Below are 16,097 nucleotides of genomic sequence, written 5' to 3' on the forward strand. Positions count from 1 at the left end.
CTGTGCATGGGTAATCGTGAAGGTGCGCGTAAGGTATTGAGGGATTTAGCTTCATGTCGACTTTCAAGTGCCCAAGTTGCCAGGCCGATCTGCCAGACTTTCAGCAATCGGCTGGGTTTTGCCCTTATTGCGATGCGAAATGGGGAGAGGCATCCGCCGAGAAAGATGCTTCCGAAAACTCGGCCACACTCAATATCGATAGCGAAAGCATCGGCGATGATTTGGAAGACGAAAGTCAACCTGCTCCCGAACCGCCTGGTAGCCAAACAATTGAACTGGAAATGGACCAAGCTCAGCCTGAGACTGGCATCAATCAGACGATCGATTTACCAGAGGGAGCTGACGTTGGCCTAGAGTTCATGGGTAAGGACGAAGCAGATAGCGGCCAAACAATCCAGCTGAGCGGCGAAGACACATCGTCTACGATCGTGCCGGATATCGCTTCGCGAGCCGAAGACCCCAATCAGACGATCCATCTCGATCACAACGACACTTCCGATAGCAACGTCAATCAAACGATTGATCTTCCTCCTGGCGGAAGTGTCGATTCGATGCAGACGATCGATCTCGATTCGTCTCAAGAAGGGGATCGAAACGCCCAGACGATGGCGTTTCAGCTAAACGCCGACAATCAACAAACGATCGATATTGGCGAAAGTCCTGGTGACCAGGAAGATTTGCACGTCACCTTTGGCTCGAAGCCGCTGTCGCCTAGCGATGTCAAGCGTTATTGGGGTTCTGGCGATGGCTCGCCTCTGCAGACGATGCGTACGGCAACCGTTAGCAAGGCGAAAGAGCTTGGGGTCGACTTGCGCCGCCGGGTTCTTTCCGATCAGGAAGAAGGTTCCGATTACGCGATTATCAATCAGATTGGCAAAGGGGGCATGGGGGTTGTCTACGCGGCCAAGCAAAAGTCGCTTCGCCGTCGCGTAGCCGTCAAAACGTTGAAACGCGATATCGGACAGCGTGAAGACGATCGAGCCAAGTTCCTTAGTGAAGCCGTCATTACCGGGGTGCTCGACCATCCGAACATTGTTCCGATTCATGAACTTGGCCAAACCGAAGACGGCACGCTTTTCTATTCGATGAAATGTGTGACCGGAACAGAGTGGCATAAGGTCGTCCGGAATAAAACAGAAGCAGAGAACCTGGATATCTTTTTGAAGGTGGCTGACGCCGTAGCGTTTGCCCATTCCAGGAACGTCATTCACCGTGACCTGAAGCCTGAAAACGTCATGCTCGGCGAGTACGGTGAAGTGCTTGTCATGGACTGGGGTTTAGCCGTTGATTTAAATCGTAAAGAAGAATTCACCATGGGGGGCACACCGGCATATATGTCGCCGGAAATGGCCAAGGGCCCCTTGGATCGAATTGGCAAGTGCAGCGATATCTATCTGCTGGGGGCGATGCTCTATGAAATCGTCACCGGTTTTCCACCACATGCAGCATCAACAATTACTGAGTGTCTGGTCGCCGCGGCGCAGAACGTGATCGTCCGCTCGGATTCAACGAGCCGACTGAAGAATATCGCCTTGAAGGCCATGGCAACCTCGCCGAAGTTGCGATTCAACTCGGTTGCGCTGCTGCAGGAAGAGGTTCGCAAGTATCAAGCGACGGCTCAAAGTATCGAGCTTACCAATACGGCCCAGAAGGAACTCGATACGGCGAAAGAAACGGAGAATTACGAGCTCTTTTCGAGAGCCATGTTCGGGTTCGAAGATGCACTCAAGCTGTGGAGCGAAAACGACTCTGCAGATCGCGGTATTCATGAAACGCGTCAGGAATATGCCAAGTGTGCGCTCAAGAAGGCAGACTACGACCTGGGGCTGCAGCTAGTTGGCCCAACGGATCCGGACGAAGCCCCCATTTACCAAGATCTGATGACCGCAAAAGCGGACTCAGAGCGGACGGCTCGCAATGCGAAGTTTGCTCGCTATGTGGCCGTGGGTTCGCTGATGTTTGCGTTGATCGGTGCCGGGATAGGCTTGTTTATCATCAATGGACTTTATCAAAAGGCCGAAGAAGCTGCGCAGATTGCGATCACCGCCGAACAGGAAGCCACCAAGCAGCGCGATGACGCACAGAATGCACGAGAAATAGCAGAGAATCTGGCGAAAGACCTGGAAACTGAGAAAGTCGCACTGCAAACGTCCAACAAAAAACTCGATGTGGCGCTTACAGAAATTCAAGCAACCTATACCGTCTTGGAGATGAACGCCGAAACCATTAAGGGGCAAAACACCAAACTGGAAAAACAACGCGACGATCTACAAACGGCCCTGGTAACGGTAGAGCAAGAACGTAATCGCGCGAAGTTTGCCGGCATGTTTGCGTCGGTAGGGCTGGCGCAATCCAAAGTCGAATCCAATGATATCTCGGCGGCCTTGAATTTGTTATCAGGCGTTCCTGTCGAGTATCGTGGGTGGGAATGGAAACATCTGGCCTATCTTTGCCACCCGGACGTTCCTCGTATTACATTCAAGGTAGCAGCTACCTCGGTTGCCATTTCTCCAGATGGTCAGTGGACAGCGATTGGAACCGATGACGGAGGAGTTGACGTCTATCCCACGCTAAACGCCGTCGCGCCCGGCATCATGCCTAAGCACGTGGATATGGCAGATAGCCGAATTACGGCACTTCAGTTCTCTAACGACGGGAAGCAGCTATGGATTGGTACAGATCATTCTCAGAAGTACCTCCAGGTTTGGGATCTTCAGAATAAACCCACCGTGGTTACGCTGAATAAGCTCAACACGGTTTCGCCGTATCCCCTGGTTAGTGCTATTGAGTTTATGCCTGATAATAGCGGAACAGCCTTTGTTGCCGTGAGTGGGCGTTGCTACCGGATCAATGCGAAAGACCTCAAGGGCGAAGCAGTGGTTTCGGTTGACAGCGTTTTCGATTTGGCGATTTCGCCCAATGGTCAGGAGTATGTCCACACGGAAGAGTTTCAAGGTGCAAATCGTATTATGCGGTTGTCCACGGGCAAAGCCCACAAGGAATTTGGGAAGTTGCAACTCGACGATCGCGGAACGCATTGCACCTATCTGACGAACGATTTGGTTGTGATTGCCTTAGCCGACGGTAGTCTCAAGCTGTGGGGTGGACCAAGTAAGCTAAACGAGGTCGCTTTTTCGCTGCCTTCGCAGGCCAACCAGTTATCGTTCGACCCGCAAAAAAGCCTCGTCTCGGTGGCATTGGCTGATGGCTCGTTGAAATTGTTGCGTTTCGATCCCACTTCCAATGAGTTGTCCGAGTACAAGACTCTGAGGGGGCACCAAGGCCCAGTGTTGGGCTGTGCTCTGCACCTCAGTCAGCCGACCATCGTTTCGGTTTCCGAAGATAACACCTCACGATTCTGGAACTACGAAACTTACCAGGATCGTTTAGAGTTAGATCTCGACGACAGTCTCCTCTGGGCTGGGTTTTCAGAAAATGGAAATCAATTTGTAACCGGCGATCGAGGAGGTCGTGCTCGGATTTGGAATAGCAATTCCAGCAGCGAAAAGCCACTCCAGGAACTTGTTGTTGGCGATTGGACCCATCAGAACGTGGCTCTGGCGTCGGTCTCGCTGCCACTGGGTGAGGGTAAGCATGTCGTTACAGCGGATCCTGATGTTGGTGTCGCCGTTTGGGATCTCAAATCGCAACAAATCGTTTGGAATCAAAAGACGCTGGCTAATTCTCATCAGCTTGCTGTCGTTCCCAAGACGGACCGATTTATTTACCTCGATATGGTTAAGGATGGACAAGGGAATGAGAAGACCATGATTCGTGCGGCCAATGCCCAGGGCGAATCAATCTTTAATGTCCATAGCTTGGTGGAAGCGAAGCAGATCCTCGACATGGTGGTATCGCCAAGCGGAAATTACTTAGCAATGCGAAGTCCCAATGGGATTCGTATATTTCCCATGCCATCGTCCAGCGATACAAAACTGGCGACAGAAATTTGGACTTCGGATACAGACCCGGTTTTACAAATGAAGTTTCGATCGGATGATACCATTTTGCTGGGCTACCGTCCGGGACTAAATACCGGACACGTTTCGATGGTCAATTTCAAGACTCGTAAAGTCATTCATAACTTCCCAGGCATGGAAGGCGATATGCGATACTTGCACTTTGGCTTGTCTCCTGACGAGTCCCATGTTGCAATTGCCTACACCAATTACTCTGCGTCGCCGACAGGCCGCTTGAAAAGCCCAGAGTCGCAAGTCAGTTACTATGCATTGGATAGTCCCCAGCAACCCGTCAAATCCGTCAAGTGCGATGGAGCTGCAGCGTATCCGGCAATTTCTGACGACAACAAGGTGGTCTATTTCATTCAGCAGCACCGTCCCGGCGAGCGTGACATCGCACGCTGGGAGGTTTCCAAGCCTGAGAGCGAGGTCTTCTCGCATCTAGCAAAAGGAATCGATGCGACCGGGACGGCATCGCGGAAAGTCGCGCAAGTCGAAGTAATTCCTGGTTCGCCGGACGAAATTCTGGTGGCGTTTATCAATCGCGATATCGAGATATGGAATACGTCCACGGATAAGAATCTTGCCCGGTTGGCACCATCGCGGGCCGTGATCTTCTGCGAGTTCTACAACAATGACCAGCAGGTCGTGACGGTCCATATTGATGGTCTGGTCCGCGTATGGGATGCCAAAACCGGAAAAGTCATCGATCAATACGACGCCCAGTATCAAACGCTTCAAGCGGCAGCGAAAATTGATAATCTGTTAGCCGTAGGCGGAAGTGCGGGCGAGGTGGTTGTGTTTGATTTGGCCAAAAAGACCGCTGTGCAAACGTTACCTTACAAGGATGCGGACATTGATGCTTTGGCTTGGGCGCCTGCACAGCAGAACCCGGCGCTGATGATCGCCAGCAGTCAGATGAAGCCAGATGCAGATTCCGGAGAACGGTTGGTTGGCTCTTTGAATTTAGTCGACAGTGGTATTTGGCAGCCGATCGGGGAAGCTTTTGCTGAGCATCCAGGACGTTATCGAAGTCTGACTGCTTCGAAGCATGGTGCCCGCTTCGCGGCGACCAGTAGTGACACAGGTATTCGCCTATGGGCAGATGTTCCCCTGGCAGATTTGTCAACGCAGGAGCCGCGTCTTCTGGAGGGACATTCGACAGATGTCACCAGCGCCGCTTTCTCCGCCAACGGCGAGCGGTTGGTTACCGGAAGCTTTGATGGTTCGCTGACGGTTTGGTTTGTGGATCGCCCGATCATGAATGCTGAAAACGCTGGCGAAGAAGGCACGCAAGGCGAATTGCACGTTCAGCAATTTGTGCCGTTGAAGGGACATCGCAAAGAAATTTCGTCAATTGTCTTCTCACCTAACAGTGAATTGCTGTTGACCTCGTCGTTAGATCGTAGCGCCATCCTCTGGTTCACAACCAATTTGCCTGACAACTTGGCAGGGAATGTAGTCCCAGGGGAGGGGGAGGTGGCCTCGGCAGAGGTGCCAGCCACGCAGCGATAGCGTCGATTCATCGACGCGGTGTGATGGATAATTAAGAAACGTTGCCATTTTCATGCAATTTTCCGAAAACCCGGCGGAAAACTAGTAAAACTTTGGCAAGAGAAATCTCTCTTGTTGGATAATTAGAATAGCGATAAACGAGCATATACTGGCAAACAGTCTCATTCGCTAATGGAGAGTTCTTCCTTGCGTTTCGCGCTTCAAATCTATTCTGTGAATTCCGGTAGTCGTCGAGTTTGGCTCGATGCGGGTCAAACGATCCGTATTGGTCGTACTACGCGCTCCGACTTGACTGTCCCTGATGATCCGCATTTGTCGGGCCTTCATTTTTCGATTGTCCGCGAGTCAGATGCGGTCGTCTTGAAGGATCTGCAGAGCCGCAATGGGACATTTGTTAACGGGGCCAAAGTTGGTACCGCTCTGGAATTGCACGATGGCGATGTCATCGTCGCAGGCAAGACCCAGTTCCAGTTTGTGGCCGTGAACGATTTGCCGGGCGCAAATGTCGGTAACGTTCCTCCGGTATCTCCCGGAGCATTGCCAGCATCGTCACCTTCCGGTACTAATTCCGCTCAGTTTGATTATGACCGCACTGAGTCGATTTCGCCGGAGAACAATCCTTTTTTCAATGCTGCCAGTCAGTCTCACGATTCACGGACGATTCAAAACTATCCACGGTTAAGCAGTCAATCGTTTAAAGACGTTCGGCGTAATGCTGGTCTTGGTAGTGACTACCCTGGCCGTCGCTCGGTACAGATTCCCGAAACAGGTGACAACGACGACGCGAAGCAGTCGATCCCTTCGCCGTCGAGCGGAAGCGTCTCCGGCAACCAGCCGTTGCCCCAGCGATCGTTGACGGCTGCTGAGTTGTCGAGAGGGTTGCAGATGCGTTACGAAACGCGGATGGCCCCTTCAGGCATGACTTACTTCTGCCCTCGCAACGAAGTGAAACCACCGACCGACGTCGCGGACTTTATCGGTCAGAATCGGTTTCTTTACGCGGTGGTCAATTTCGGTCGTTTGCAGCCCCAGCAACAGCCTGGATTTTATAATGAAGCTATCGCAGCAGGGGCTGTTCAAATTTCGAGTACTCAACTCTTGATTCCCAAGCGAGACGCCGTGGCATTTCACGGGATATTGCGTCATACGTGGGGACAAGACGCTATGATTTGCATGGCCAGTCGCCTGAATAAGCTGGAGTTCATGAGCTTGGCCTATCGCCTGACCAATGAATTGGCGAGCCCGGCCCAGCTATTGAACCATCTTTATTCGGATGGTCAGTACACCAACTATGGTTTCCTCGAAGGGGTCTCGGCTGTCTTGCTGGAGATTGAACGAGGTGCTCGGTGGGTGATCTTTAAGAATGATTCCGAGATCCGTACATGGCGAACGCTTGGATTGCCATGCCCGCCGGAACTTGTCGGATAGGATCCCGTCCCGGTTACTCTTCGGTATGAAGTTCCCAGGCAGAGATCGCGATCTAGAGAGGGGCTCTGCTACCCGCCGATCATCACCTGTGGGAAACCAATGGTAATGACCCCGCCATGAGCCGTGTTATCGCCAAGGCGTGCCGCCGGCATAAAGCCAATCATGACGGTCGCAGAGCCTTTCGCAATAACGTCCGGCGGACCTACGCAGACAGCCATATCCCCAACGCGAGCCGCGGGCATGAAACCAATCAGTACGTTGGGAGATCCCATGCACACAGGTCCACCAACGTGCGGGACCGGGCCCGGATTGACCATCGGACAAGTGTGCATGTCACTAATTCGAGCAGCTGGCGGCATGGGTGACCTCTTCGGCTAAAAACATTATTCGGGTGCGGACTTGAAACCTGTTTCTTCCGTGTGAGCGATATCTGGCTTGGTTGGCTCGGCTTCCGGTACGTTCTGTTCTGGTTTGATAGGTTGATCCGGTGCCTTGGGCTTGGCATCGGCCGCAGGGGATGCTGAGCCACCACTATTAATGTTGACCAGGGTCCCTTGGATGAAGACGCCGCCCGGATTGATGTTAATGAAGTTGCCACCAACCTTCAAAGACAGGCTAATACCGGCCTCGATGTTCACATTCATTCCGGCCTTGATATTCAAGTCCATGCCGGCGCCATAATTCATGTTCATGCCAGCTTTGGATTGGAGGTCCATTCCGGCCTCGGTGCTGATGTTCGATCCGGCCTTCGAGTTGTAGTCGGTATCGACACCGATGTGAAGCGAACTGGAACTTTGCCGCCAGTCGCTATCAACGGAAATATCCTGCGAACCTTTGATCCAGGTTTTGGAATCACCTTCGTTGGTCAGTCCCAAGCCATCTTGCCCGATAAGAATCCCGACGTTCTTCTCGATGACGATCGCCAAGTTACCTCCAGAGGGCTCCTCGCCGTTGCCAACCATCAGGTGATGATTGCCTTCGATATGCTCGATTTGATGGCGTTTAACATTGATCTCTTTGTCTTGATAAACCATTTCCCGCTGGGAACCGCCTTTTTGGTTGTCCTTGCCGTCCTCGTTTTCCCAACCAATGATTTGCGAACGGTTGCCGAAGGTGCGATTGCGCGAGTCATTGAGAACACGGAAATCTAAGTCCTTCTGGGCGTGAAGGAAGATGCGTTCTTTCTCGGCCTTGTCGTCAAAGAACAGCTCGTTAAAACCCTCACCGCCTGGCGTACTGTTAGTCTTGAAGTACGTTTTCGCCTTATCGTCGGGCAGGTTGTAAGCCGTCTTTTGGATTTCGTTATAGACGGATCCAACCACGAGCGGTCGGTCTGGGTTACCGTCTAAAAAGTCGACGACCACTTCCTGGCCAATCCTCGGAATGGAAAGAAATCCCCATTTCTTTCCAGCGGAAGCTTGGGCTACACGCACCCAGCAAGAGATCTCTGTGTCGGGTTTTTTGCGGTCCTTGTTCTTCGGCCGTGCCCAGTGGAATAAGCACTTGATTCGTGCATACTCGTCGGTGTGAATTTCTTCGCCATCCGGCCCCACCACGGTTGCCGTCTGAATGCCGGCTACTGACGGCTTGGGTGTTGTACGTGGCGGATTGAATAACGCGTCTTCCGAAACACAGGTAAATGTATTGCTGTACTCGGTACCCGACTCTGAACCGGTGGTGTAGCTCGCATTCGATCCAGAGTGTTGAATCGATATGATGGCGAACGTTTTGCCGTCGTCTGCTTGTACCCGTTTGGAATTAAATGTGAATTTTCCGCCGGGAGCGAAGGTCGTACAGTCGCTGGTCGCCACAACGCGATCGAATGGAATTTCTTCCTCGCCCATGCGAGTCTTAGTGAGCTCAGTTGACTGCGAACTGGCCTGCCCCGAGGACTTCGAGTCGACAAAGTCTCCTGGGTGATCGTACAGTTCGTACTTCTTAAAGTCCGAGCTGAGTTGATTGCTAATCTTAGTTTCTGAGTTCTTCTCGAAGTTCTCGTACGGTTCCTTGAAGGTATGATCGGAATGGGTCCACTTACCGGAAACGAATTCGTAGCGATGTTCCCAGTCGAGAATTTCCGACTCGTAGCCGTGGGTCCCGGCGGATGTCGAACGATGTACGGTGTCCTTTTCGGCCGTATCGAAGTAGGCCTGGACGTTGTCGGCGAGGATTAGTTTGTCGCTGTTCGAGCCGTCTCCCGAGTTGTCGAAGAAGTAGAATATGCCTGCTTCTTCCATCAAGCGGCTGACGAAGTTGAAGTCGGTCTCGCGATATTGCACGCAGTACTCAAGCTTCGGGTAGTCTTTTTGCAAATTGGTGCTGAACTTCGCAATGCTGCTGATGGGATCGCTATTGAAGACGTCGGAAATAATTTCCGGAATGGTTTTGTCTTCAAAGATACGACAATCCGACGTTTGCGTCAGAAACCATAACCAGGGAACCATTTCCGCACGGAATTCAACCATGGTGCCAGGCTGATAGTCAGATGAGAAACGATTGATGAAACCCTTGATGTAGCGTTTTTCGCCGTCGCCGTAAAAGAAGCGAAGCTTGACTTCCTTGTTGATGATTTCTTCTGGCTTATGTTGCAGATTCTCTCGGCGAGATACTAACGACAGTTGATAGTTAAAGAGTCTCGAGATCCCCTCGTTCCCTGAGTACGACAAGAGAAAGAAATCTTCCCCCAGGCTGTCTTCGAGGGCAAATGCGCGGTGCTCTTTTGCTTGATTCATGGTCGGTGGAACGCCCGAGGTGGTTTAGCTGAAGAATAACCAACGATCTGAAAATGTAGCGTTGATTCGACGTTCTTGCCCAGTGCGAATGCAAAAACGCAGGGGAACGCGAATTGCGATTCCCCTGCGTCGCTTTTCCGCAATCGGACTAGGTGCTGCCTTCTTCCACCTTCCAGGTGGTTTCGACTTTACCTTGGTTCGCTCCGTCCTTGCCGTACTGATTGTAGGTCCACTTACCTTCTTCAAAGTTCAGGCCGAACGATTCCGTTGGGACCGATCCGCCGTCGTCAACCGAAGCACTGAAGCTGTAGCTGGTAACGATGACGTTTTTAAGCTCGAACTGGAAGTAAGGAAGACGCTTGCCTTTGTCGCCCAGCGATTGGCACAGGTCAAGCTTGACGACCGGGTGAACCTTACCGGAAGCGACCGACTCGATGATCTTTGGGGTCGATTTGTCCAATTCTTTGACGCAAACCAGGTCGTCGAAGACGGCACTTTGAACGTTACGCGACGAACCCGACTTGCCACGCTGCACCATGCGAGAAACTCCCTCGCTCACCGACAGCAGGTTGATCCAGTTCTTGTGTTCCGTATCGGTGCTTTCCCCAGGAATGGCATCGAAAAAGATGTAACCAGCCATTACTTAATTCTCCCTCAAATCGTGAAATGTGTTAGATGGAACGATGGAATCGGCTTTGGCTCATTTGTCCAATGCGAAACCCCTGTGTTTAAAACTCAGGTTGGCCTCGCTTCCCCTGAATGTACCTAGGTTTACGGCGCGTCGCGGAAATCGTTGCGTGGTTTCCAAAAAGAATCTGGGAAAACATTTCTCACTGGGCAAAGGAAAGTCGGAAGTGCCTCTAAGGTGTTGCTCTTAAAGAGATTATGGTTTATGGGAAGCGGCGAGCAATGGCCGCTTTTGACGAGCATGCCGAGCGAGATCGGAACACGCTTGTTAAGGTATCCAACTCGAGAGGACTCAAGATAGGTCATGCAATCGTGCCAGAATCTCACCATTTGGGGATCTGGACGTCGACCGTGAAAGAGGGGGCCCCTGTGGTCAATTGTTCACGCGTCCAAATATCGATTCGTGGATTGGCTGCTGCTTCGACGTCCGTCTTGCTTTCATACATGAAGCGATGGGTGATATTCAGAATTTCTTTGCTGCCATCCCCGGCGATGGTATACGTTCGCTGAATTCGCGGCGGAGACGGCGTAATTCCCACGTGATGAGGCTGGATTCCCTGCGTGCCGGGATCAACCCGCACCACAATGTGGTATTTGTATTGATCCAGGCTGGTGGAAGACTCCACTTTGAATTTACCAGACTCGAAGTCGGCATCCGTATTGGTCACGTTGTTAATTAACAGGTCTCGCAGCGAGATCGTTCTTTGTGGCTTAATCGGCTTCTCAAGCTGAGTGTAGACCTTTAAACGCGCCCATTTGGCAGCAGGCTGCCATTGATTCAAACGGATCAAAAATTCAGGAAACTGCGTTTCATTGCGTAGCAGTAGATCACTAAAGTATCGAGTCTCGAAGACTTCGTTGCTGCCGAATGCGTTGGTGACGCTCGGTACAATTTCCGCCCAGATGTGGAAGGGGCGGACGGTGAAATGCGTGTTGTTGGTATTTTCGAGTCGGGTCGGGATTTCTAGTGTGCCCGTGTCGGGATCGGGGGCTTGGAAATTGAGAATCCGAGCCAAGTACTCGCCATCGTACTTCAGGGCATCGTTGACGGAAATATTTGCTTGGGCGGTTTGCTCAGCAGAATCTTCGATGAAAACGAGTTGCTTGAGCTTGCCATCATAGGCCAGGCGAACCTTTTCGCCTCCACGAAGCTGAATCTTCGCCGTATCGTCCGTATGAAGTTCGCGGACGGTATAGTCATGGCGACGATCATCAAAGCGGTCTTTGGCGTACCAAATTGCTCCGAAATCGTAGGGAACAGGATCTTTGGGGTCGTCAGTCCGCTGAACGGAATAGTAGATTTTCGTCTTAACCAACTCTTCGATACGCTGCTTCAACTGAATCTGTTGGTCGGCAGGTAGGAAGCCACCCCGTCCCCGGTTCTTCGCTAGCCAGGCAATTTCGGAAAGCGTGTTGGCAGGAGGGCGGGAATTAGGATCGGTCTCTAGATTGCGAGCCTGCTGCCCTAAGGCGAATCCCACGACTTGAAGCTGCGTGTTTCGATACTTTGGTTTATCTAGTTCATCAATCAGGTTAATCGCACTGGTGCGGAACGGACGCCCTTGAGGATCGTCTGCCTGATCGTTGGCACCATCGGTAATCACAATTATCTGGGTCGGCTTACTAGGATCGACCTTTTGCAAGGCCTGGAAGATCGAATAGTAAAGGGGCGTCTCGCCAAATGCCTCGAGCCCTTCAATCTCGTCCTGAATGCGGGCAACATCTACTCCGGGTTCATTGCGTTGTGGAGCACGATTAAGCAGCGGTGTCAAGTTTTTGCTTTCCAGGGCCATCACGTCATTAGCCGGAACGATCCCTGCCGGTACATCGACGCCAGGACGCTGGATTGCCCGGTTGTTCGCATCCCACCCAACTCGGCTTCCAAAGGCGTAGGTAAGCACACGGAACTGTCCCTTGGGACTTGCCATCGTTCCCAGGATATCCTTTAGCACTCCCTTGGCGACGCTCATGCGCGAGGCTGGTGGATTTCCGGGAACGATCTTCGCCATGGTTGCCGAACAATCCAAGATAAAGATGACATCAGCCGTACCAGAAAGTTCGCCGGTTACTGATACGGTGGGCTGACGAAACGGAAAGGGGTTGATGTCGACCACTTGCGTTATGCTGTCCGGTCTTTGGGTACCGGAGATCTGAAGTGGAAAACGTCGGGCATTGCCTCGGTAACGAATCCGCTCGGTGCGGGAAGTGGTTTGTAAGACCTCTTTGGTCTTAATGATCTGCTCGAAGGGACGCTGTGCTTGATAGAGCCCCGCCGGTTGCGTTGCAAAGGGATGACTTAGCGCGACCTGGGCAGACGAGTCTCCGACCGGAATCGCTTTCCCTTCGTCTACCAGCAAGTCGATCGCGGAGATACCTGCCGGGATAGACTGGGGAAAGTGGATCGTCATTTTATGCTTGATATCGTCAGACGAATCGTTGATCGACTCAGGCGGATTGCCCACTTCGACCCAGCGGATATAGTCTTTGCGAAGCGTGCTCAAACGATTGATGACCTTGCCTGCCAATTCGCTAGGAGCACTCGCCGACTCGAGACTGAAGGGGGCAAGAAAGCTTTGCGAGAGGCGATCGAAGTAGGGGTTCAGAGAGTTATTGCCCCAGAAATCTTGCATCGCCCGATTCGCCGACCAAGCCAGGTGTTCCTTACGCTGAACGCGAAATTCGATCTGAGAGGGTGTTTTTTCATTGCCATCAATGCGAGATCGATTTCGGACGACGATTCCAGTAAATGCTGTCGCCTCGGCTGCGCTTGCCGCACTAGGAAACGACTCGATTTCGCGCGTCGGAGCCAATGAGCTTTCAAGTGCCTGTTTGACCACCTTTTCCGCAAATAGGACTACCGGCCCGCAATCCTGCAGGAGTAACTCTGCATTCGAAGCACGATCAGGACTGAGTGGGGCGATACGATAATCGGAAGTCCCTCCCGCCTGATTCAGTGCTAATTGCCAGGGGCCTTTCTGATACGAGGACAGCCCGAGAACCAGCGGGCTCATCGAGTCAGGCTTGACGTTTACGTTGCCTAGCGACTGTCCCAGGATCGCCTGTTTCTTAGCACGAAGCGAATTGCGGTCGTAAGTGGTCATGGAAGGGGTAAGTTTCGCGACGAAACGAACCCGCAGTAAGTTATAGATTTCCAGGAGCGTTTCGGAATCGGAACGGTCTTTCCCTCCTTGGGCGTCGATGATGTCTTGCGACTCACGATTGAGAAAACGGACCACTTCGCTGTAGTTCTGGGAAATGTCATCGACCAACTGCTGGTCCGGAACAGCGACCTTGGTGTAATCAGGGCGGCTCTCTCCTTCCAGTTTGCGGGGAGTGAGTGCACTGCCCAATTCATGGGTTTTCTCGATGGCAGTGGTTACCTGCCCTAAACGCAGCTGGCGATCCGCATCAGGGTAGGGGTGATGGGTTAGCCAGGATAATAAAAACGGAGCGGAGGCCCGAACGCTGTCGACAGTGATGTAGGCTTCGCTCAAACGGGCCTTTTTCTTTTCAAGTGCTTCCAATCCTTTTGATCCATCGAGGAGAGGTTGGAAGAGTTCGCTGGCCTGCTTGGGCTGTAGAGCGAACAAACGGTCTTCGGCTTCGCGACGTACTTCATCGGCGTTGTCGAGCCCTTGCTCGAGCCAGGGGAATACACGCTGGTCTTCTACGAAGGCAATTTTTTCAATCCTGCGTCGACACTGCAGCGCGTCGACCATGGTATTTCGATAGCCGGTGGCATCGTAGGAACTCGCTTCGATGCCGAAGTTCGTCTCCATGGTTTGGAAGAAATCGCGGAGCATGGCGAGAAATTCGATCTCAATAACATGCATGCCTTCGTCTTCGGCGGTGACCGGCGAATTGGGGGCCGAACGCAAATAATCGAGGATTAAATCGATACTCGCAGGGGTCATGTCGCGCTGGTTTTCCTTCGTGAAATGTTCAAGAAGAAATTCTGCCGCGGCATAGTAGTCTTTGCAGACCAGTGGTTTCGTTCTTTTCTCGGTAGGAAGGTCTTTGTCTTTTGCCTCTTCCGCGAGTTTGTCGGAGTTGGCCTTTAATTCAGCGAGAGACGGGATCTTGGTAAGCGGTCCAGGGTGAGACGATCGCCAGGCGGCAAGGCTGCTATTCGGAAATGGCTCGGCATCGGCCAGGTCGCGTTGTAGACTGCTTCCCTGATAGTACGGCAACTGAGAATTTAAGATGGCACTTTTCGCACTGGTATCGTACTGGGCGAGTGTCATAGCCAAGGCGTCGATCGACTTGTTGATGGCCTTCAGGCTTTGGGTGAGTTCGGCTTGATAGGCGACGCCTGACTCGGCGAGACTCTCGGCCCGGGTCAGGTCGTATTGAATCAAGCTAAAGCGGGAGGGCGCCAATTTGAGGGCGCCGTTTTCTCCAAGAAGCTGCAACGCATCCCATATTTGAGCTAAACGCTGTTGGTCGGAAGTACTTGATCCGGCCGCACTATTGGGGCTAATTTGGAATTTGGCGTCACCCACGCGGCTCAAGAGTACCTTGTCTGGATCGTCTGGCGATTGCCCAATTGGAATCAAGAGCGGAACCTGGCGAGAATTGCGGTGCTGGACGGCCCAGTCGTCGACGTTCTTCAGCAGATATGCTTCAAGTTCCCCTAGCGAAACACTGTCGTCGTCGACCGATGTGGCCATCTTGTTCGCTTCGCCCATAATTCCGCGACCGAAGCAAAGGCCGAAATTCGTTCCACCTTCGTAAGGGTTGGCCCACGATTTCTGCCCGTCGCTACTGGACAACAGTAGAAAGGAATTCGAAAGCTGGATGTCTTGAGGAAGCGACTTGGCCAATTGTTGCGTAGAGGATGGAAAGTCGTTGAAAAGACGGTTCGCCGACCATTGAGACTCCATTCGCCCCATATCGAAAACCAAAAGTTTGTACGACTTAGGGTACTTCTTAACCTGGGGATGTTCGGCGATCGCTCGGAGTATCGATTCGAGCGGAACGAGTTTGCCGTCGGCCACCGGCTTGTCCGGAGACAGGGCCTGGCTGTTCTTCGCCACAAGGTAGGGAACACCATCGAAGTTGGTGATGCCGTGACAGCTAAAATAGAAGATCCATCCGCCAGGCCGGGGTCCGCCGGGGACACTGGCCGTTTCCAGGTACTTCGTTACGGCCGAGGTGAATTCAGCTTCATTCAGGTCGGTCCAAGGTTTTTTCTGCTCGGCTCCTGCGGCCATTCCTTGACCAGCTACCAGTTCGATATTACTTGCCGCGTCCTCCATCGAGAGTGTGAAGTTGCTGCGATCCTCTTGGGCATACGCATTGGGAGCCCACAACGAGTCATCGTGCTCAAGAGAGGCCAAATGCATCATCGGGGTCTTGGTCGGTTGGCAGCCGATGATAGCAATGAACGAGCCAACCAGCAGCACCAAGGCGAAGAGCAGAAGGTTAAGAATACCGATATTCTTCGGCCCCTTCGGCTTGTTGTCTTGGAGATAGGTTTTTTCTGAGCGATTACCGTCCGCTGCCGGTTCATTTTTTTTTCGGCCACGCCAGTCAGAAGGATCTTTGGGGGCCTTCGAGGCAGGCTGAGGGGTATTAGCCGGTTTGCCTTTGGTATTCGGTTTACCTTTACCTTCACGCCAATCGGCCATGATACGCGCCTAGCTTCTTATTACACGGGAGTCATCGAATCTCTGTAGCGTCGTTCTCTGGCGGTGATTGTAGAGCAATCTTGCTGCCATTCCATTGAGGTTACCAGATAAACAGTTCCTAAGTGAGCGAGATTCTCCGAAAATTA

General features: G+C 52.4%; 6 protein-coding genes. 2 read left to right on the top strand and 4 right to left on the bottom strand.

Annotation, left to right across the window (positions count from 1 at the left end):
- Nucleotides 1–53: 53 nt before the first annotated feature.
- Nucleotides 54–5,474, top strand: a complete 5,421-nt coding sequence (locus HOV93_RS16550) for a protein kinase domain-containing protein (protein WP_207397638.1) — start codon at nt 54–56, stop codon at nt 5,472–5,474.
- A gap of 186 nt (nt 5,475–5,660) precedes the next feature.
- A complete protein-coding gene (locus HOV93_RS16555; RefSeq protein WP_207397639.1) occupies nt 5,661–6,902 on the top strand; it encodes an FHA domain-containing protein in 1,242 nt (413 codons plus the stop codon).
- Nucleotides 6,903–6,970: 68 nt separating this feature from the next.
- On the opposite strand, the gene HOV93_RS16560 is transcribed toward HOV93_RS16555, so the two are convergent.
- The 4 genes from HOV93_RS16560 to HOV93_RS16575 all read right to left on the bottom strand — a co-directional run bounded on the left by HOV93_RS16560 (nt 6,971) and on the right by HOV93_RS16575 (nt 15,951).
- A complete protein-coding gene (locus HOV93_RS16560; protein ID WP_207397640.1) occupies nt 6,971–7,261 on the bottom strand; it encodes a PAAR domain-containing protein in 291 nt (96 codons plus the stop codon).
- Nucleotides 7,262–7,285: 24 nt separating this feature from the next.
- Nucleotides 7,286–9,634 (bottom strand): type VI secretion system Vgr family protein, encoded by a 2,349-nt coding sequence (locus HOV93_RS16565; protein ID WP_207397641.1) that lies wholly within the window; start codon nt 9,632–9,634, stop codon nt 7,286–7,288.
- Between the two features lie 148 nt (nt 9,635–9,782).
- Entirely contained in the window at nt 9,783–10,274 is a 492-nt protein-coding gene (locus HOV93_RS16570; RefSeq protein ID WP_207397642.1) for an Hcp family type VI secretion system effector, read from the bottom strand.
- Between the two features lie 370 nt (nt 10,275–10,644).
- Complete coding sequence (locus HOV93_RS16575; RefSeq protein ID WP_207397643.1) at nt 10,645–15,951, bottom strand: hypothetical protein; 5,307 nt, start codon at nt 15,949–15,951, stop codon at nt 10,645–10,647.
- Nucleotides 15,952–16,097: the final 146 nt, after the last annotated feature.

This window comes from Bremerella alba, from assembly GCF_013618625.1.
GTDB classification, from domain to species: domain Bacteria; phylum Planctomycetota; class Planctomycetia; order Pirellulales; family Pirellulaceae; genus Bremerella; species Bremerella alba.

Coding starts and splice junctions, on each gene's coding strand:
- HOV93_RS16560 (WP_207397640.1), bottom strand. CDS start 7,261: ATGCCGCCAGCTGCTCGAATTAGTGACATGCACACTTGTCCGATGGTC.
- HOV93_RS16570 (WP_207397642.1), bottom strand. CDS start 10,274: ATGGCTGGTTACATCTTTTTCGATGCCATTCCTGGGGAAAGCACCGAT.
- HOV93_RS16550 (WP_207397638.1), top strand. CDS start 54: ATGTCGACTTTCAAGTGCCCAAGTTGCCAGGCCGATCTGCCAGACTTT.
- HOV93_RS16565 (WP_207397641.1), bottom strand. CDS start 9,634: ATGAATCAAGCAAAAGAGCACCGCGCATTTGCCCTCGAAGACAGCCTG.
- HOV93_RS16575 (WP_207397643.1), bottom strand. CDS start 15,951: ATGGCCGATTGGCGTGAAGGTAAAGGTAAACCGAATACCAAAGGCAAA.